Here is an 18274-nt window from a genome sequence, read left to right as displayed (position 1 = left end):
AATTATTTTCAGCTTAGCTATATAAAACATACAAAATAAGCAAAGCGCCTTACTGCCTGGCACGTGCTTCTAACATAGCGACGGCTGGCAGCACCTTACCTTCAACAAACTCGAGGAAAGCACCACCACCAGTTGAGATATAGGATACTTTATCAGCAATCTCATATTTATCCACAGCCGCCAGCGTATCACCGCCGCCGGCGATAGAGAATCCGGCGCTTTCAGCAATCGCTAGTGATAATGTTTTAGTACCAGCACCAAACTGATCGAACTCAAACACGCCCACCGGACCATTCCAAATAATCGTGCCAGCACCTTTCAACACGCTGGCCAGCGCGGCGGCAGAGACAGGGCCGATATCCAAAATCATCTCGTCATCGGCTACATCGTCAACGGATTTGACCGTCGCTGTCGCCGTCTCAGAAAATTCAGTAGCCACGACAACATCGACAGGCAATGGGATGTTTACTTTTTTCATCAATGCCTGAGCTACCGGTATCAGGTCATGTTCACACAATGACTTACCTACAGGCTTACCTGCGGCTGCCAGGAAAGTGTTGGCAATACCACCACCCACAATTAACTGATCGACCTTATCAGAAAGCGAATTCAGCACTTCCAGCTTTGTCGATACTTTAGAACCACCGACAATAGCGACCAAAGGAGCCGCGGGCTGCTTAAGGGCCTTACCTAAAGCAGCCAGTTCATTCGCCAACAACGGACCTGCGCAAGCAACATCAGCGAAGCGTGCCACACCATGTGTCGACGCCTGCGCCCGATGCGCCGTGCCAAAAGCATCCATGACATAGATATCACATAATGCCGCCATTTTTTGTGACAAGGCTTCGTTATCTTTTTTCTCACCCAGATTAAACCGGACGTTCTCCAGCAACACCAGCTCGCCGGCAGCCACTTCAAAACCACCCTCCAGCCAGTCTTTAATTAACGGTACAGGGCGTGACAATAATGTGCTCAGATGCGCAGCAACCGGCGCCAACGAAAATTCTTCTGCATACTCGCCTTCAGTCGGACGTCCCAGATGAGACATCACCATTACTTTAGCGCCGGCTTTCAATGCCAACTCAATGGTTGGCAATGCCGCACGGATTCGGGCATCAGAGGTTACTTGTCCATCCTTAACAGGAACATTGAGATCTTCACGGATCAGTATGCGCTTTCCGCTCAGATCCAGATCTGTCATCTTCAATACACTCATGGGCGTGTCCTATTCAGTAGTAATAGTGGCTATTCATCTTAAGAATTGAGGCCCTTGCACAGGTCTCAATAGTAATTAAGCACTTTAGACTTAATGTTATACCTTTATTACGAATCGGCTTCAGGCTGATTTAACCAGTCCCGGGAGATGTCCAGCATGCGATTCGCAAAACCCCACTCGTTATCAAACCAGCAGAGCAATTTAATCAGTGTGCCGCCGCTCACACGGGTTTGTGTGCCATCAACAATGGATGAACGTGGGTCGCGGTTAAAGTCGACCGATGCATGTGGCTCTTCGGTATAGCCTAACAAGCCTTTCAAACCTTGAGCCGCTGCATTTTTGAATATCTGATTAACCTCTTCGGCGCTGGTTTGCTTCGAGACATTAATACTCATATCCATCACAGACACATTGATCGTCGGCACGCGCAGGTGCAAACACTCAAAGCGTCCGGCTAATGCAGGCAGCAAACGATCAATACCGCGACTTAAACCGGTATCTACCGGAATAATCGATTGCATCGCGCTTCTTGTCAGACGCAAGTCAGTCTGATGATAACTATCAATCACCGGCTGATCATTCATCGCTGAATGGATCGTCGTCGTCACACCAGAGACGATACCCAGTTCGCGATTCAGCAACTCCAACACGGGAATCACACAGTTAGTCGTGCAGGATGCTGCTGACACTACTGTCATACCCGCCGTCAGTAGCTGATGATTCAGCCCATAGACAATTGTTGCATCAACATCCGCCATGGCCGGTTGAGAGAAAAGTAATTTTTTTGCCCCCGATTTCAGGTGCTTTTCAGCTGTTTCCCTATCACTAAACGATCCTGAGCACTCTATAACCAGATCAATGCCCATCTTTTCCCAGGGAAGCAAAGAGGGATCTGCCTGATTAATTACCTGAATACGATCATCACCAATCAGCAGACATTCACCATCGTGCTCAACCGGAATCGGGAAACGACCATGCGTCGTATCATAGCGGGTCAGATACGTGACCGTTTCAATATCAGACAGCTCATTTAATGCAACCACCTGCAACTGCTGCTGCAATCCATTTTCATAGATTGCCCGCAACACGCATTGACCAATCCGACCATAGCCATTAATCGCAATTCGAAAGCTCATCTAACTCGCTTTACACTCAAATAAAGAACGAAGCCGGACACATGTCCGGCTTAGAATCGATTTACAGTACCGATTTAACCGTTGCTACAACATTATCAACAGTAAAGCCGAAATGTTTAAACAGGTCACCCGCCGGCGCAGACTCACCAAAGGTGGTCATACCAACAATGGAGCCATTCAAACCAACATACTTGTACCAGAAGTCAGCCTGTAGCGCCTCAACAGCGACGCGCGCCGTGACTGCCGCCGGCAGAACGGCTTCACGATAGGCAGCATCCTGACGATCAAACACGCCAGTTTCCGGCATAGAGACGACACGTACCTTCTTGCCTTGTGCAGCCAAAACTTCAGCAGCATCCATCGCTAATCCCACTTCAGAACCCGTGGCAATCAAGATAGCATCAGGCTTGCCATCCGTATCACGCAGGATGTAACCACCGCGTGAAATGTTGGCAATCTGTTCGGGAGTACGCTCTTGGTGTGGCAGGTTCTGACGCGAGAACACCATCGCTGTCGGGCCATCTGTACGCTCTAGCGCCGCTTTCCAGGCTACCGCTGATTCAACCGCGTCTCCTGGACGCCAGCAGCTCATATTAGGTGTATGACGCAGGTTAGAGACCTGTTCAACAGGCTGGTGAGTCGGGCCATCTTCACCCAGACCGATCGAATCATGTGTGTATACATGGATAACGCGCTGCTTCATCAGTGCAGCCATACGCAATGCATTACGTGCATATTCCATGAATACCAGGAAGGTCGCACCGTATGGAATAAAACCACCGTGCAACGCCAGACCATTCATCATTGCAGACATACCGAATTCACGCACGCCGTAATAAAGGTAGTTACCAGAAGCATCATCTTTACTTATGCCTTTGGCGCCCGACCAGATTGTCAGGTTAGAACCAGCCAGGTCAGCAGATCCACCTAAAAGCTCCGGCAAAAGTGGGCCATAAGCATTCAGTGCATTTTGTGAAGCCTTACGTGAGGCGATGGTTTCACCTTTAGCGGCGATTTCTGCAATCCAAGCATCTGCTTTTTCAGAAAAATCGGCTGGCAAGTCGCCAGAAATACGGCGCAATAAATCGTCAGCTAATTCAGGGAAAGCGCTGCGGTAAGCAGCGAAGCGCGAGTTCCAGTCATTTTCTGCACGACAACCGGCATCTTTGGCATTCCAGTCTGCATACAGGTCTTCCGGAACGTCAAACGCGGCATAAGGCCAGTTCAGACGTTTACGCGTCAGCGCAATTTCATCCTCACCTAATGGTGCACCGTGGCAGTCTTCTTTACCTTCTTTATTCGGCGAACCAAAACCAATAGTGGTTTTACAGCAGATCAGCGTTGGGCGGTCAGTGGTTTCTTTAGCGCTGACAATCGCATCACGAATCTGATCTGCATTATGCCCATCGACACCCGGAATGACCTGCCACCCGTAAGCTTCAAAGCGCTTGACGTTATCGTCGGTGTACCAGCCTTCAACTTCACCGTCGATAGAAATACCGTTGTCATCCCAGAAAGCGATTAACTTACCCAGACCTAACGTACCGGCAAGCGAGCAAGCTTCATGAGAAATACCTTCCATCATGCAACCATCACCGAGGAAAACATAGGTGTTATGATCAATGATTTCGTGACCGTCGCGGTTAAACTGTTCAGCCAGGATTTTCTCAGCGGTCGCAAAACCTACAGCATTTGATATGCCCTGCCCTAACGGGCCGGTAGTAGTTTCTACTCCGGGGCAGTAACCGTATTCCGGATGCCCTGCCGTTTTAGAATGCAATTGACGGAAGTTTTTAATATCGTCAATTGAGACATCGTAACCGGTCAGGTGCAACAGAGAGTAAATCAGCATTGACCCATGGCCGTTAGATAATACGAAACGATCACGATCAAACCATTGCGGGTTAGATGGATTGTGCTGCATGAAATCGTTCCAGAGCACTTCTGCAATATCTGCCATGCCCATTGGTGCACCAGGGTGGCCCGACTTTGCTTTTTGAACAGCATCCATACTTAATGCGCGAATAGCGTTGGCCAGTTCTCTGCGAGAGGACATTCAATCAACTCCTGGGATTTTCCCAATTTAGTGAAGCGAAGTATAAAAACAGGCCGCAATTTTCGCGCAGATACGTCTTCGCTTCAACGCTAAAACCTGATTTCGACGAAAACTGAAGGAATTTCATGTTAATTCATGAAATTTTCATGCAAAACCGACGCTAAAATCATGCATTACCGGTTCAAGACAGCTAAAATACGCCCTGCTTTTACAATCACAGATGTACAGAGACTCTATTACACCTTCTCTGCCTCTCGTGATTCTACTAAGAACAACGCTGCTAAAGTAGCTCAACCAAAAAAAGTGCTCGCAGACAGTTCTGTTTAATAGCTTTAATTGAGGATACAAACACGCGATGAGCGAATATAGCCTATTTACTTCCGAATCCGTGTCTGAAGGTCACCCAGACAAAATAGCTGACCAGATTTCAGACGCCGTTCTTGACGCCATTATCAGTGAAGATAAATATGCGCGTGTTGCCTGCGAAACCATGGTTAAAACGGGTGTCGCAATTGTTTCCGGCGAAATAACTACCTCAGCATGGGTAGATCTTGAAGATATCGTGCGTAATGTTATCTGTGATATCGGCTACACATCATCTGATGTCGGTTATGATGGTGCGACATGCGGTGTTATCAACATTATCGGTAAGCAAGCACATGAAATTGCTCAGGGCGTCGATCGCGCTAAACCTGAAGACCAGGGAGCGGGCGACCAGGGCCTGATGTTTGGTTACGCATCGAATGAAACCGACGTACTAATGCCCGCGCCGATTACTTATTCTCATCGTTTAGTCGAGCGTCAGGCAGAAGTCCGCAAATCCGGCTTATTGCCATGGTTACGTCCGGATGCAAAATCACAGGTCACCTTCCGTTATGCCGACGGAAAGCCATCAGGCATCGACGCCATCGTTCTGTCGACGCAACACAACCCTGATGTATCGCAAGCCGATTTGCGCGAAGCGGTAATGGAATTGATCATCAAGCATGTGTTACCGGCAGAATGGCTCACCAAAGAAACTAAATTTCATATCAACCCTACGGGCTCATTCGTTACCGGAGGGCCAGTAGGAGACTGTGGTCTGACTGGCCGTAAGATCATCGTAGATACCTACGGCGGTATGGCGCGTCACGGTGGTGGGGCATTTTCGGGTAAAGACCCATCTAAAGTTGACCGTTCTGCTGCCTACGCGGGTCGTTATGTTGCCAAAAACCTGGTCGCCGCCGGACTTGTTGATCGTTGTGAAATTCAGGTTTCTTACGCCATCGGTGTTGCTGAACCGACTTCAGTATCGATCAACACATTCGGTACAGGCAAAATATCTGATGAGAAAATCATTGCACTGATCAATCGTCATTTTGATTTGCGCCCACACGCGATTACTCGCATGCTGGATCTGCTGCACCCTATGTACCGTGCGACAGCAGCTTATGGACACTTTGGCCGTAGCCCTGTTGAGATGACAGTGAATGACGATACCTTTACGGCTTTCACATGGGAACGCACCGATAAAATTGAAGCATTAAAAGCGGACGCCGGGATCTAAACATTCTGCACTTTTTCTAAAAGGCACTTTTTGTGCCTTTTTTTATCACTTTCTTATGCTTTTCTTATATTTTAATTATAGAACAAGCCTTTAAAACTGGCGTTTTATACATTTCTGACCAAGACTCTTTTAGTTAACGAAACACATAACTTCTTACCTGTAGAAAAATAATAAGCAAACATGGGTGTCCGGAGAGTCAATGCACTTTAAAAATATCAGCATCCGCTGGAAACTGTTTATTCTGGTTTCTCTGGTGATGCTAAGCATTACAGCGATCTATCTGATCTCTTTAAAATTTGCACATGATGATCTGATCGAATCGCAAAAAACTATCATTAAAAGCGTTGTTGATAGCGCCGCGAGTCAATTAAAACCGATTTTATCCTCCGACAACCACACCCTCTCCGATGAAGAAAAAATCAGTCACATCAGGCAACTGGTGCAGACACTGCGTTATGGCGAGAATAACTACCTGTTTGCATATGATTTGGCGGGCATGAACATAGCGCACCCGGTTTTATCCAGCATTGACGGCCAGGATACCCGCCACCTGAAAGATCAAAACAACAACGACATAATGCAACCGATACGCCAGGGTATTATTCAACAAGGTGAATTGTACTGGACCTATTATTGGCCCAAAAAAGAAGGGGCTGAACCCTCAGAAAAGCTCAGCTACGCGAAGCTCATCCCAGGCACAGATCTGATCATAGGTTCGGGTATTCACCTGGAAGAGATACAACAGCTGTACGTCACTCACAGCATCACCTTTACCTTACTGGCTACTTTTTTTGGCTTACTCACTTACCTGATAGCCAGCCGTATTGCCAACAGTATCACAGCACCCACAGCACGACTGGTCACGCAAATTGAACAACTGACATCAGGACATCTGACCGAAGAGATCACGGATGCCGAGCGGCAAGATGAGATCGGCAGCATTGCAAAAGCACTGGTGCATTTTCGCCAACAAACCATTGAAAACAAAAACCTTAAGCAAACCAGCCTGCAGGAAAAACATCTGGCCAAATACGACCCTGTAACCCAACTACTCTCCCGGAAAGCCCTGGAAAATGAGCTAAACCTTATTCTGGCAAGCCTTCCATCAGGTGAGCGAAGTGCCGTATTAGCGATCAAACTACCTTTACTACGCGACATACTGTCACGCTGGGGTTCCGATTACTGCAACCTGATACTTATCGATATCTGTGACCGTATTAAAAAAACACTCGGGGTGAACGACCTGCTGGCACGCTATAGTGATGATACTATCATGCTGATACGTCCTGAACTCTCAGATACCCGTGAGATCAATATTCTCATCAACGCCATTCAGACCGCCATCATGCAACCTGCTCAAATTGAGGGCCAGCAGTTATCATTTCAATCCCGCGTGGGTGTCAGTATCGCACCTGTTGACGGCACTCAGGAGCTACAGCTATTCGGCCATGCAGAGGAAGCCCTAAGCGAGGCACGGCGCCTCGAGCTGGATTATATGTTCTTCGACCAGTTGAAAACCTTTGCTCTGGATGAACGCCTGATATTGTGGAAAGATATTCAGCAAGCCTTAGAGGAGGACCAGTTTTACCTTGTCTTTCAGCCACTGCATGACTTACATACCAATAAAATCATCTCGGCTGAAGTACTTTTACGCTGGGAGCATCCGGAACGCGGCTTTATATCTCCGGCCACTTTCGTGGTATTTGCCGAACAAAGCGGACTCGTTACCCGACTGGATAACTGGGTCTTAAAAGCCGCCGCAAAACAGATCAATGAATGGAGAGAAGCCAACATCGAAGTTCCACAGCTAGCCGTCAACCTCTCCGGATTGACCTTCATGCGCAGTGATTTAAACCAGTTGATACAAGAAGCCACGGCTGAATATGGCTTCCCCTTAACGGCGCTGGAGCTGGAACTGACAGAAGGCGTTCTGATTGCTTCGATAGAAACATTACAGGAAAAAATCCAGACGATTCAGGAGATGGGCATTAGTATCTCCATTGATGATTTTGGCACGGGTTACTCCTCTTTAAGCAGGATAAGAAACCTGCAGATCAATAAAATCAAAATTGATCGTTCATTTATTCAAGACCTGGAAAATAATCAAAGTGATAAAAAGATCATAGAAGCTATTATTCTCATGGCACAAGGACTTGACGTTAAGGTGGTTGCCGAAGGTGTCGAAACGCCGGAGCAGCTGAATATCTTACGTGCCATGAACTGTGATATTGCGCAGGGATTTTTACTCAGCAAGCCGCTGAAGAAAGAAAAACTGATACAGTTACTGGAAAATCAAAATCTTATTATTGAAGTAGACTGAATCACGCTAAAAGAATGGCATAATATGCCCTTTTATTGTCGATCTGAGTATGAGTGGCATGCGTATACCTCGATTTTATGAACCTTCTGATTTATCCATCGGCGAAACACACACATTAAGCGAAGCAGCAACACAGCATGTGTCCCGCGTATTACGCATGAAGGCCGGCGATCAAATAACTCTCTTTAACGGACAAGGGAGCGAGTTCTTATGCACACTTGCCAGAGTCGATAAAAGACATGTTGATGTGGATGTCATCACTCAAATACCACTTTCCAGATCCAGCTCCTTAAGAATACATATCGGCCAAGCCATCTCACGCGGCGAGAGAATGGATTACGCCATCCAGAAAGCGACTGAGCTGGGGATGTCATGCATGACACCGCTGTTTACCGAACGCTGTGAAGTCCGTTTAAATAATGAACGGCGCGATAAACGTACTCAACATTGGCAGCAAATTGCGATCAGCGCGTGTGAACAATCGCTGAGAAATGAACTTCCGCGTATCGAACCCATCCAACCTTTGCACGAATGGCTTAACGATGTTGAAGCAGACCTGAAACTGGTACTGCATCATCATACAGAACAGCCACTGGGAGATTTTCCCCGACCGGGTTCTATCGCTTTACTGATTGGCCCTGAAGGAGGGCTCAGCGAAACAGAAGTAAGCGCAGCACTGGAAGCCGGTTTTCAACCCGTTGCATTGGGGCCCCGGGTCATGCGTACCGAAACAGCGCCGGTTGCCGCCCAAGCCGTACTACAATATTTATGGGGCGATCTAAGCTAGCCCCGATAAGCCTAAATTTAGAGTAAACTCATCGATCAAGCTCACCTGAGGATAGCAGAGAATGTCATTGAAAATCGGTATTGTGATGGACCCTATTGATGGGATTAACTACAAAAAAGATAGCTCTCTCGCCATGCTTTGGGCCGCTCAGCAGAAAGGCTGGGAGCTTTGGTACATGGAACAGAAGCATCTGTTTTTGAGTGAAGGCAAAGCCCGCGCAAAAATGGCTCCCCTCAGCGTGGCCATGGATCCGGACGCATTTTTCACACGCGGTGAATACCAGATTGAAGATCTTTCATCTCTGGATGTCATTTTAATGCGCAAAGATCCTCCGTTTGATAAAGAGTTCCTCTACAGCACACAGCTTCTGGCCATGGCGGAAACAGAAGGAACCTTAATTGTTAACCGCACACAAAGCTTACGCGATTTTAACGAAAAGCTTTTCGCTACTCATTTCCCGCAATGCTGTCCTCCACTCATAGTAACGCAAGATGAAGCATTGCTACGTGCATTCCATGCGGAGCATAAAGACGTTATTTTCAAGCCACTTGATGGTATGGGTGGAGCGTCAATCTTCAGAATCAAAGAAGATGGTATCAATCTGGGTGTCATTATCGAAACGCTGACAGAACACGGCCAGCAAACCATCATGGCGCAAAAGTATCTGCCAGAAATTATTAATGGCGATAAACGCATTCTGATGATCGATGGCGAAGCCGTTCCTTACGCGCTGGCACGCGTACCTATGGCAGGAGAAACGCGAGGCAACCTGGCGGCAGGCGGACGTGGAGAAGGCCGGGAATTAACAGATCGTGACCGCTGGATCTGCGAACAAGTAAGTGCCACACTTAAAGAAAAGGGGCTGTTATTTGTCGGCTTAGATGTTATTGGTGACTACCTGACCGAAATCAACGTCACCAGCCCCACCTGCATCCGTGAACTGGATAATCAATTTGGGCTGGATATCGGCATGCAATTAATGAACGCCATTGAAGAGAAGCGGAATAACACCTAGTGTCTGGAGCTACCCTGAACAGATCAGCACCCCCGACTGTCAGCGCAACCGATCGGTTGGGCTTTACGCTGTTTATGGCGGTTGCTCTGCATGCTGTATTTATTCTGGGTAGCTCTTTCGTCAGTTCACCCTCCGCACCACCAGTACAAACACTCGAAATTACGCTGGCGCAATACGCGGTTGAAAAGCCCCCTGAAAAAACCGACTTCCTGGCGCAAGCAAACCAACTTGCCAGTGGTACGGTTGAAGAAAAACGCCTGCCATCAACAACAGAGCGCTCTGCGTTTCAGGATGACAAGATCCGCAACCAATCAGCGCCCCCCGTTCAGCCGGCCAACAAGCCAGAACCCACACCGATTGCAAACAAGGCTCAAAAGCAACCGGTGGCCGATAAAGGCGCGGCCAGCCAAACAGATATCGCAAAAAGAGCAGTCGTTACGACGACAGCCGAAAAAAAGGAAAAGGTTTCAACCAAGCCACGTAAAACCGAATCGGCCCCCTCTCAGCCAAAAGCTGGCCACTCCACATCTTTACTGGCAAAAAGTCTGGAGATAGCCAACCTCCAGGCTCAAATTAAAATGCAACAAGAGCAGTTTGCCCAGCGACCAAAAACCCGCAGGTTAACCTCAGTTTCTACGACGATGCACGAAGATGCCATCTATCTCGATAATTGGAGACGACGCATAGAGATGGTTGGCAACATGAATTACCCGGAAGAAGCGCGGCGACAGAAAATTTATGGCACATTACGTGTGTTAGTTGCCATCTACCCGGATGGTGGCCTGAAAAGTGTCGAAATAACTCAATCATCCGGAAATAAAACACTCGATGATGCCGCCATCAGGATTGTAAAGCTCGCTTCACCTTTTCAACCCTTCAGCGTTGAAATGAGAAAAAGCACCGATGTTTTGGAGATCATTCGTAGCTGGAAGTTTGAGAAAAACACACATCTGTACTAAACCTTAGTAGTCCGTTTTTCTTTTATATGTGGTTATCTCATGCTTAATACTCAGACCTGTCTGCGCGATCACTTTTTAATCTCCATGCCTCATCTTGAGGACGAGACGTTTGCGCAAACTATTATTTATATCTGTGACCATAGTGAATACGGCGCTATGGGTTTGATGCTAAACCGGCCACTTAATTTCCATCTCGATAAGATGCTCAATCATCTTGATCTGCCTACCAGCCATATTGCCCGATCTATCCCGGTATATTCCGGAGGGCCGGTACAAAATGACAGAGGCTTCGTACTGCACAAATCGTATTTAGGTAATCCCTGGCTTTCAACTCACGCGGTTACCGATGAACTGTTTCTGACGACTTCATTTGATATTCTTGAAGCCCTCGCCCTAAGCGAATCCACGGAAGCCCTAATCACTCTCGGTTACACCGGATGGGGACCAGGTCAACTCGAACAGGAAATAACTGACAATGTCTGGTTAAGCTGCCCGGCAAATTCAGATATAATGTTTCACAAACCCGCCGAAGAGAGACTACAGGCAGCAGCTGCCACCTTGGGGGTTAATCTTAATTTATTAACAACCCATACCGGGCGCGCCTGAATCCAGACAACTATGACAGCATCCAGCCAGCAAGTGCTCGCCTTCGACTTTGGCACCCGTCGTATCGGGATAGCCACAGGCCAATCAATCACCTTCACCACATTAGCACTCCCCCCCCTGCCAGCAAAAGACGGCACTCCGGACTGGGGCATGCTGGATAAGACAATCAAGGAATGGCAACCCGATACACTTGTCGTGGGTATTCCTCTGAATATGGATGGCACGATCAGCGAGATGTCCCGACGAGCCCGGCGTTTTGCAAACCGTATTCAGGATCGCTACCAACGACCCTGCTACCTGATGGACGAACGCTTATCGACAGCAGAAGCGAAAGAGATTCACTTCGCACAAGGTGGCGGTACTAATTTCCGTAAAGAATCGGTCGATGGTATCGCAGCACAAATTATTCTGGAAAGCTGGTTTAGTAGCACGCAACGCATTCCAAGCCACACACGACTGGAGGATATTTATGGTAACGGGAACACTGAGTGTTGAGTCTCTGCTCGACAACATGGTTTCAGAGCTCAAAACACTTTTAATTCACCGCCAGATAGATGACCCTCTTATTATAGGCATCCGTACAGGCGGCATCTGGATTGCCGAACGCTTACATACGGCTCTGGCACTGGAAAGTCCTATCGGCACGCTGGATATCTCTTTTTACCGCGATGACTTTTCTCAAATTGGCCTTCACCCCAAAGTTCAGGCATCTCAGATCCCTTGCGCCACTGAAGGGCGTGATATCGTTCTTGTCGATGACGTTATTATGAGCGGGCGTACTATTCGCGCAGCACTCAACGAACTGTTCGATTACGGACGTCCTTCCTCGGTGACACTCGTGACGCTATTGGACCTTCAACGCCGGGAGTTGCCTATTCAGGCTGACGTATATGGCAGCGCTATGTCATTAAGCCCTAATCAGCAAGTCAAACTAAGCGGCCCTGATCCGCTGGAATTAGAGATCAGTCAAAAAGACTAACCCAAGCTGGAGCACAACATGTTTGAAATTCAAGACCCTAACAGCATTCAGCTAAACAGCGAAGGCCAGCTTAAGCACTTTATTACCACCGAAGGGTTGTCAAAAGCACTACTGACAGAAATTATTGAAACAGCAGACTCATTCGCTGATATGAGCGCTCAACAAGTTAAAAAAGTACCGCTGCTACGCGGCAAAACTGTTGTGAATCTGTTTTTCGAATCAAGCACACGCACACTCAGCACCTTTGAGCTGGCAGCCAAGCGCTTATCCGCCGATGTGCTTAACCTGAATATCAGCACATCGTCGACGTCAAAAGGCGAGACGCTGAAAGACACCTTACAAACACTGGAAGCGATGCACTCCGATATGTTTGTGGTGCGTCATTCAGACAGCGGAGCAGCGCACTTTATCGCTGAGCATGTCACACCCAATGTCGCTGTTATTAACGCCGGTGATGGCCGCCATGCACACCCGACACAAGCCATGTTAGATATGCTCACCATCAAGCGTCATAAGGGAGACTTCTCTCCGTTGATTGTCGCGATAGTAGGCGACATTCTTCACTCACGGGTGGCTCGCTCACAAATTCACGCCCTGCGCACCTTAGGCGCCGCTGAAATACGTGTTATCGCCCCCACCACCCTGCTACCGAAAAACATTGAAGCGCTTGGCGTTAAAGTCTTTACCAACATGCAAGCGGGCCTTAAAGATGCCGATGTAGTCATCATGCTGCGTTTGCAAAAAGAACGTATGCAGAGCGCCTTATTACCGAGCGAATCCGAATTCTACAAGCTCTTTGGCCTGACTAACGACAAACTGCAACATGCCAAACCTGATGCGGTCGTCATGCATCCCGGACCTATTAACCGGGGAGTGGAAATTGAATCCGCCGTTGCTGATGGCCCAAAATCATTGATTCTTGATCAAGTGACTAACGGCATCGCTGTCAGAATGGCCGTTATGTCGATGTCAATGTCTGGACAAATGACTGAGAAAAACCTGAAGTCGGAGGCGCAGTAGCATGCTTGTAATACAAAATGGACGTGTTGTTGACCCAAAAAACCAACTGGATCAGATCTGTGACCTGTACATTAAGAATGGCAAGGTAGCCGCCATCGGCCAAGCACCCGAAGGCCAAAGCATTAGCCAATCCATTGATGCATCAGGTAAAGTCGTAATCCCCGGGCTTATCGACTTATGTGCGCATGTCAGAGAACCCGGCTACACTCAAAAAGCCACCATCGCCAGTGAAACAGCCGCCGCCGTGGCGGGTGGCATTACCACCCTGGTAACTCCCCCCACCACTAAGCCAGTGGTTGATAATCCGGCTGTAGCGGAGTTGATAATCGATCGGGCCGAAGCAACAGGCCTGGCCCATGTACTTCCGATGGGAGCCCTGACACAAGGCTTACAGGGCGAGCAGCTATCCCCGATGCATGCCCTCAGCAGTTCAGGATGCGTAGCCTTCAGTAACGCACGGCACGCCATCCCAAGCGCGCTGGTACTATTACGCTGCCTTGAATATGCAGCGACTCATGACTTTCTGGTTATTTTTCAGCCTCAGGATCATGAGCTTGCGGCCAAAGGATGCATGCATGACGATACAACCTGTACCCGCCTTGGGCTGGCCGGCATTCCCGAGACAGCCGAAACAGTTGAAGTAGCCCGCTGCCTGCTGCTGGTAGAGCAAACGGGTGTACGTGCGCACTTTGGTCAGCTATCTGCTGAACGCTCAGTACGAATGGTAACAGACGCTCGTAAACTCGGCCTTAGAGTCACTGCAGATGTTTCTATACACCACCTGCTGCTGACCGATGTGAATGTAAACGGCTTTAATAGCCTGTTCCACGTGATCCCGCCACTAAGAAGCCAGCTCGACCGTGCCGGCTTGCTACATGGGCTGGTAACCGATGGTATTCAGGCCATCTGTTCAGATCATCAACCTCACGACCCTGCTGCCAAGCAAGCGCCCTTTGCAGCCACAGAACCCGGAATATCCGGTCTGGAAACTCTACTGCCTTTAGGACTGATGCTGGTAAAACAACAGCTACTCTCTCTGCCTGAGCTGATCGAAAAACTCACCTCGGCCCCTGCCAGTATCCTGCAAATAAATAAGGGATCTTTAGGCATCGGCAGCGATGCCGACATCTGTATTTTTGATCCTGAAACGCAATGGCAGCTCACCGACGAGAACTGTATTTCGGCCGGCAAAAACTCACCTTTTATGGGAGTCCCGCTGCAAGGCAAAGTGATTCACACGCTGATTAACGGAAAAACTGTCTTTCAGGCATAACCAAGACATATTCAAAACAATAAAAAACCGTACTTTTATCTGCCAGATAGAAAAAAGTACGGTTTTTTTATTTCTATCGGACTTCACATCTTTCCGATTTCCATCTCGCCCGACAGATTCATAAAATCCTCTTCTTCCTGCAGGAATAAAGAGTCCTTACTTTCATGAGCACTCAGATCCGGATTTGTATCTGAACTGAGTTTTATCATCAGACGAAGATCGTTGGCAGAATCTGCATGCGCCAGCGCTGTATCATAATTAATAGCACCTTCTTTATAGAGCTCAAATAGCGCCTGATCAAATGTCTGCATGCCAAGGTTAGTCGACTTTTTCATCACCTCCTTGATCTCATGAATATCTCCTTTACGGATCAAGTCCTGAATCAATGGTGTACAAATCATCACCTCAATCGCGGCACGACGGCCTTTGCCGTCCTTGGTAGGTAGCAGTTGCTGGGCAACAATCGCCTTCAGGTTCAGTGAAAGCTCCATCCAGAGCTGATCATGATGCTCTGGCGGAAAAAAGCTAACCACTCTGTCCAATGCCTGGTTGGCATTATTGGCATGCAATGTTGCCATACACAGGTGACCCGTTTCAGCAAAAGCGAGACCGTATTTCATGAGTTCCTGTGTACGAATCTCCCCCATAAGAATAACGTCAGGGGCTTGCCTGAGCGTATTTCTTAGCGCCACTTCAAATGAGTCGGTATCTATTCCGACCTCACGCTGGGTTACGATGCTTTCTTTGTGCTCATGAATATACTCGATCGGATCTTCTATGGTGATAATATGCCCACGACTATGTCGGTTGCGATAATCGATCATGGATGCCAATGAGGTTGACTTACCGGTTGACGTTCCCCCGACAAAGAGAATCAAGCCGCGCTTAGACATGGAAAGATCTTTCATGACAGGCGGAAGATTAAGCTCCTCGAATCCCGGAATCGTGGCATTAATGCGTCGCAACACCATCCCCGGAGAGTTACGCTGAAAGTAAGCACTAACACGAAAGCGCCCCAGTCCGGGCGCACTGATGGCAAAATTACATTCATGCGTACTTTCATATTCAGATATCTGCTTATCCGTCATCGTCGAATAAACTAACGAACGCGCCTGAGATGGCTTAAGCGGATCTTTCGTCAAAGGTTTCAGCGTTCCATCCACCTTAATACTAGGTCTGGCACCTGCCGATACAAATAGGTCTGACGCCCCACGCTCAATCATCACCTTAAGAAGCTGAGTAAACTCCACGCTGTAAATCTCCTTTTAAACCAAACCATAGCCAGTAAACAAACCTTAAACCGCGGTATCAGAAACCTTGCGGGTTTTTAGCTTTTCCACGCGCTGTTTCTCTTGATATCAGACCCTTCTGAACAAGTTCTGTCAGGGACTGATCTAATGTTTTCATACCGTGCGAGGCACCTGTCTGAATCGCCGAATACATCTGCGCCACTTTATCTTCGCGGATCAGGTTTCGAATGGCAGGCGTACCCATCATAATTTCATGTGCAGCGACACGTCCGCCATTTACTTTTTTCAGTAATGTCTGAGATATAACGCCCTGCAAAGATTCAGACAGCATCGAACGAACCATATCTTTTTCAGCCGCAGGAAACACATCAATAATACGGTCAATCGTCTTAGCCGCAGAGGTCGTATGCAAGGTACCAAATACCAGATGACCTGTTTCTGCCGCCGTCAACGCCAAACGAATAGTTTCCAGATCTCTCATCTCACCGACAAGAATTACATCCGGATCTTCACGCAATGCTGAACGTAATGCGTTTGCAAAACTCTGCGTATCGCGATGAACTTCACGCTGGTTAACCAGACACTTTTTACTTTCGTGAACAAACTCTATCGGATCTTCAATAGTTAAAATATGATCTGAACGCACTTCATTCACATAATCGACCATAGCCGCCAGCGTGGTACTCTTACCCGAACCTGTCGGCCCTGTGACTAATACCAGACCTCTGGCCTGTAGCGACAAATCCTGAAAAACCTTGCCCATACCCAGATCGTCCATCGTCAGCACTTTGCTCGGAATAGTACGAAAAACAGCGGCTGCACCACGGTTCTGGTTAAAAGCGTTGACACGAAAACGCGCGAGACCCGGCACTTCAAACGAAAAATCCGCTTCAAATTTATCTTCGAAATCTTTGCGTATTTTATCATTCATAATGTCATAGATAAGTGTTTGCACCTGCTTCTGCTCCAGCGCTGGCAGCTTGATACGCCGGACATCACCATCGACACGAATCACGGGCGGCATACCTGCTGTGATATGCAGGTCGGAAGCACCCTGCTGAACGGTAAAAGAAAGAAGTTCTGTAATATCCATAATGTCCTACTCAGGGCTTACTAAAATTAACCAGTTACTTCAAAATAGACACTCGCCTCACATTTGAAGAACTATCATAAAGAGCTGTTAATATCATATGATCAGCATAGCAGAGAACTTGAAAAATGTTGGCCAGCTGATAAATCAGGCTGCTCAACTCGCAAACCGTCAGCCGGAAGAGATTACCTTACTGGCCGTCAGCAAAACGCGCGCTGCTGACGAATTACGCATCCTCTATCAAGAAGGGCAAAGGCACTTTGGTGAAAATTATTTGCAGGAATCGCTTGAGAAGATAGCCGCACTGGCAGATCTGCAGATCGACTGGCATTTTATTGGCCCGATTCAATCCAATAAAACCCGCGCCATTGCCGAAAATTTTGATTGGGTACACAGCGTTGATCGTCTTAAAATCGCACAACGGCTAGCGGAACAAAGACCCCGGACACTGCCTCCCCTGAACATCTGCTTACAAATAAATATCAGCCGCGAAACCAGCAAATCCGGATGCTTACCCAGCGAGGCTGAAGGCCTGCTGAAGCAGATAGCAAGGCTGCCACATATAACGATACGCGGGCTGATGGCGATACCCGAGGCCACTGACGATGTTACCAAACAGCGAACAGCGCTAAAGGAGATGCACTCCTTGTTCAAGCGCTTACAGAAACAACACCCTACGATGGATACACTCTCTATGGGTATGTCGGGTGATATGCAGATTGCTATTCAGGAAGGTGCTACTATGGTGCGCATCGGTACAGCTCTGTTTGGCCCCCGCCCTGTTGTGAAGCGCAGCCCATAACAGCCGCTTTGACAGACAACTCTATCACCCTGAATTATTGACTAGCAGGTACCCATTTTGAATCAACATCCTACACTTGCCTTTATCGGTGCCGGAAATATGGCCCGGGCCATCATTGGCGGTTTAATCAGCAACGGTTTTCCTGCTGCGAATATTCGCGCCAGCTCACCGACTATAGATCGACTGGCGGATTTAAAATCACAGGGATTATTTGTCACT

General features: G+C 48.0%; 17 protein-coding genes. 12 read left to right on the top strand and 5 right to left on the bottom strand.

Translation table 11 applies throughout. From position 1 onward, the window contains the following. Positions 1-49: 49 nt before the first annotated feature. The 3 genes from ABY436_RS01860 to tkt form a co-directional block, all read right to left on the bottom strand. Positions 50-1216 carry a phosphoglycerate kinase gene (locus tag ABY436_RS01860; RefSeq protein ID WP_372737328.1) on the bottom strand — a complete coding sequence of 389 codons (1167 nt, stop codon included), beginning with the start codon at positions 1214-1216 and terminating at the stop codon, positions 50-52. A gap of 107 nt (positions 1217-1323) precedes the next feature. Beyond that, complete coding sequence (locus ABY436_RS01855; protein ID WP_372737327.1) at positions 1324-2352, bottom strand: type I glyceraldehyde-3-phosphate dehydrogenase; 1029 nt, start codon at positions 2350-2352, stop codon at positions 1324-1326. Between the two features lie 61 nt (positions 2353-2413). Continuing rightward, positions 2414-4408, bottom strand: a complete 1995-nt coding sequence (gene tkt / locus ABY436_RS01850) for a transketolase (RefSeq protein ID WP_372737326.1) — start codon at positions 4406-4408, stop codon at positions 2414-2416. Positions 4409-4763: 355 nt separating this feature from the next. Between tkt and metK the strand changes: the two genes are divergently transcribed. The 10 genes from metK (at position 4764) to ABY436_RS01800 (ending at position 14913) form a co-directional block, all read left to right on the top strand. Next, positions 4764-5954 carry a methionine adenosyltransferase gene (gene metK, locus ABY436_RS01845; RefSeq protein ID WP_372737325.1) on the top strand — a complete coding sequence of 397 codons (1191 nt, stop codon included), beginning with the start codon at positions 4764-4766 and terminating at the stop codon, positions 5952-5954. A 199-nt stretch (positions 5955-6153) separates the two neighbouring features. Then, positions 6154-8274: an EAL domain-containing protein gene (locus ABY436_RS01840; protein ID WP_372737324.1), complete on the top strand. Its 2121-nt coding sequence runs from the start codon at positions 6154-6156 to the stop codon at positions 8272-8274. A gap of 58 nt (positions 8275-8332) precedes the next feature. Continuing rightward, positions 8333-9061 (top strand): 16S rRNA (uracil(1498)-N(3))-methyltransferase, encoded by a 729-nt coding sequence (locus ABY436_RS01835; protein ID WP_372737323.1) that lies wholly within the window; start codon positions 8333-8335, stop codon positions 9059-9061. Between the two features lie 61 nt (positions 9062-9122). Further along, positions 9123-10076: a glutathione synthase gene (gshB, locus tag ABY436_RS01830; RefSeq protein ID WP_372737322.1), complete on the top strand. Its 954-nt coding sequence runs from the start codon at positions 9123-9125 to the stop codon at positions 10074-10076. Then, complete coding sequence (locus ABY436_RS01825) at positions 10076-11035, top strand: TonB family protein (RefSeq protein WP_372737321.1); 960 nt, start codon at positions 10076-10078, stop codon at positions 11033-11035. The genes gshB and ABY436_RS01825 overlap by 1 nt, the downstream gene beginning before the upstream one ends. A 39-nt stretch (positions 11036-11074) precedes the next feature. After that, the gene (locus ABY436_RS01820; RefSeq protein ID WP_372737320.1) at positions 11075-11641 is read left to right on the top strand and encodes a YqgE/AlgH family protein; all 567 of its coding nucleotides are present in this window, start codon (positions 11075-11077) and stop codon (positions 11639-11641) included. A gap of 12 nt (positions 11642-11653) precedes the next feature. After that, positions 11654-12136 carry a Holliday junction resolvase RuvX gene (gene ruvX / locus ABY436_RS01815; RefSeq protein ID WP_372737319.1) on the top strand — a complete coding sequence of 161 codons (483 nt, stop codon included), beginning with the start codon at positions 11654-11656 and terminating at the stop codon, positions 12134-12136. Further along, a complete protein-coding gene (pyrR, locus tag ABY436_RS01810; protein ID WP_372737318.1) occupies positions 12111-12620 on the top strand; it encodes a bifunctional pyr operon transcriptional regulator/uracil phosphoribosyltransferase PyrR in 510 nt (169 codons plus the stop codon). The genes ruvX and pyrR overlap by 26 nt, the downstream gene beginning before the upstream one ends. Positions 12621-12638: 18 nt before the next feature. Further along, positions 12639-13640: an aspartate carbamoyltransferase catalytic subunit gene (locus tag ABY436_RS01805; RefSeq protein WP_372737317.1), complete on the top strand. Its 1002-nt coding sequence runs from the start codon at positions 12639-12641 to the stop codon at positions 13638-13640. Position 13641: 1 nt separating this feature from the next. After that, positions 13642-14913, top strand: a complete 1272-nt coding sequence (locus tag ABY436_RS01800; RefSeq protein WP_372737316.1) for a dihydroorotase — start codon at positions 13642-13644, stop codon at positions 14911-14913. 83 nt (positions 14914-14996) lie between these two features. Here ABY436_RS01800 and ABY436_RS01795 read toward each other — a convergent pair whose 3' ends face one another. Next, complete coding sequence (locus ABY436_RS01795) at positions 14997-16163, bottom strand: PilT/PilU family type 4a pilus ATPase (protein WP_372737315.1); 1167 nt, start codon at positions 16161-16163, stop codon at positions 14997-14999. A 58-nt stretch (positions 16164-16221) separates the two neighbouring features. Further along, positions 16222-17256: a type IV pilus twitching motility protein PilT gene (locus tag ABY436_RS01790; protein ID WP_372737314.1), complete on the bottom strand. Its 1035-nt coding sequence runs from the start codon at positions 17254-17256 to the stop codon at positions 16222-16224. Between the two features lie 97 nt (positions 17257-17353). On the opposite strand from ABY436_RS01790, the gene ABY436_RS01785 reads away from it, so the two are divergent. Both ABY436_RS01785 and ABY436_RS01780 read left to right on the top strand, forming a co-directional pair. Beyond that, complete coding sequence (locus ABY436_RS01785) at positions 17354-18055, top strand: YggS family pyridoxal phosphate-dependent enzyme (RefSeq protein ID WP_372737313.1); 702 nt, start codon at positions 17354-17356, stop codon at positions 18053-18055. A gap of 57 nt (positions 18056-18112) precedes the next feature. Then, a partial coding sequence (locus tag ABY436_RS01780; RefSeq protein WP_372737372.1) for a pyrroline-5-carboxylate reductase family protein occupies positions 18113-18274 on the top strand: 162 nt, incomplete at its 3' end.

Origin of the sequence: Neptunomonas sp. (assembly GCF_041601355.1) — a bacterium.
GTDB lineage: Bacteria > Pseudomonadota > Gammaproteobacteria > Pseudomonadales > Balneatricaceae > Neptunomonas.
The sequence above is the reverse complement of the archived record's forward strand: the minus strand, read 5'-3'. Positions and strand labels throughout refer to the sequence as shown.

What these genes read in the sequence shown, in the direction of transcription:
- ABY436_RS01860 (WP_372737328.1), bottom strand. Translation starts at nt 1,216, where the DNA reads ATGAGTGTATTGAAGATGACAGATCTGGATCTGAGCGGAAAGCGCATA.
- ABY436_RS01855 (WP_372737327.1), bottom strand. Translation starts at nt 2,352, where the DNA reads ATGAGCTTTCGAATTGCGATTAATGGCTATGGTCGGATTGGTCAATGC.
- tkt (WP_372737326.1), bottom strand. Translation starts at nt 4,408, where the DNA reads ATGTCCTCTCGCAGAGAACTGGCCAACGCTATTCGCGCATTAAGTATG.
- metK (WP_372737325.1), top strand. Translation starts at nt 4,764, where the DNA reads ATGAGCGAATATAGCCTATTTACTTCCGAATCCGTGTCTGAAGGTCAC.
- ABY436_RS01840 (WP_372737324.1), top strand. Translation starts at nt 6,154, where the DNA reads ATGCACTTTAAAAATATCAGCATCCGCTGGAAACTGTTTATTCTGGTT.
- ABY436_RS01835 (WP_372737323.1), top strand. Translation starts at nt 8,333, where the DNA reads ATGCGTATACCTCGATTTTATGAACCTTCTGATTTATCCATCGGCGAA.
- gshB (WP_372737322.1), top strand. Translation starts at nt 9,123, where the DNA reads ATGTCATTGAAAATCGGTATTGTGATGGACCCTATTGATGGGATTAAC.
- ABY436_RS01820 (WP_372737320.1), top strand. Translation starts at nt 11,075, where the DNA reads ATGCTTAATACTCAGACCTGTCTGCGCGATCACTTTTTAATCTCCATG.
- ruvX (WP_372737319.1), top strand. Translation starts at nt 11,654, where the DNA reads ATGACAGCATCCAGCCAGCAAGTGCTCGCCTTCGACTTTGGCACCCGT.
- pyrR (WP_372737318.1), top strand. Translation starts at nt 12,111, where the DNA reads ATGGTAACGGGAACACTGAGTGTTGAGTCTCTGCTCGACAACATGGTT.
- ABY436_RS01805 (WP_372737317.1), top strand. Translation starts at nt 12,639, where the DNA reads ATGTTTGAAATTCAAGACCCTAACAGCATTCAGCTAAACAGCGAAGGC.
- ABY436_RS01800 (WP_372737316.1), top strand. Translation starts at nt 13,642, where the DNA reads ATGCTTGTAATACAAAATGGACGTGTTGTTGACCCAAAAAACCAACTG.
- ABY436_RS01790 (WP_372737314.1), bottom strand. Translation starts at nt 17,256, where the DNA reads ATGGATATTACAGAACTTCTTTCTTTTACCGTTCAGCAGGGTGCTTCC.
- ABY436_RS01785 (WP_372737313.1), top strand. Translation starts at nt 17,354, where the DNA reads ATGATCAGCATAGCAGAGAACTTGAAAAATGTTGGCCAGCTGATAAAT.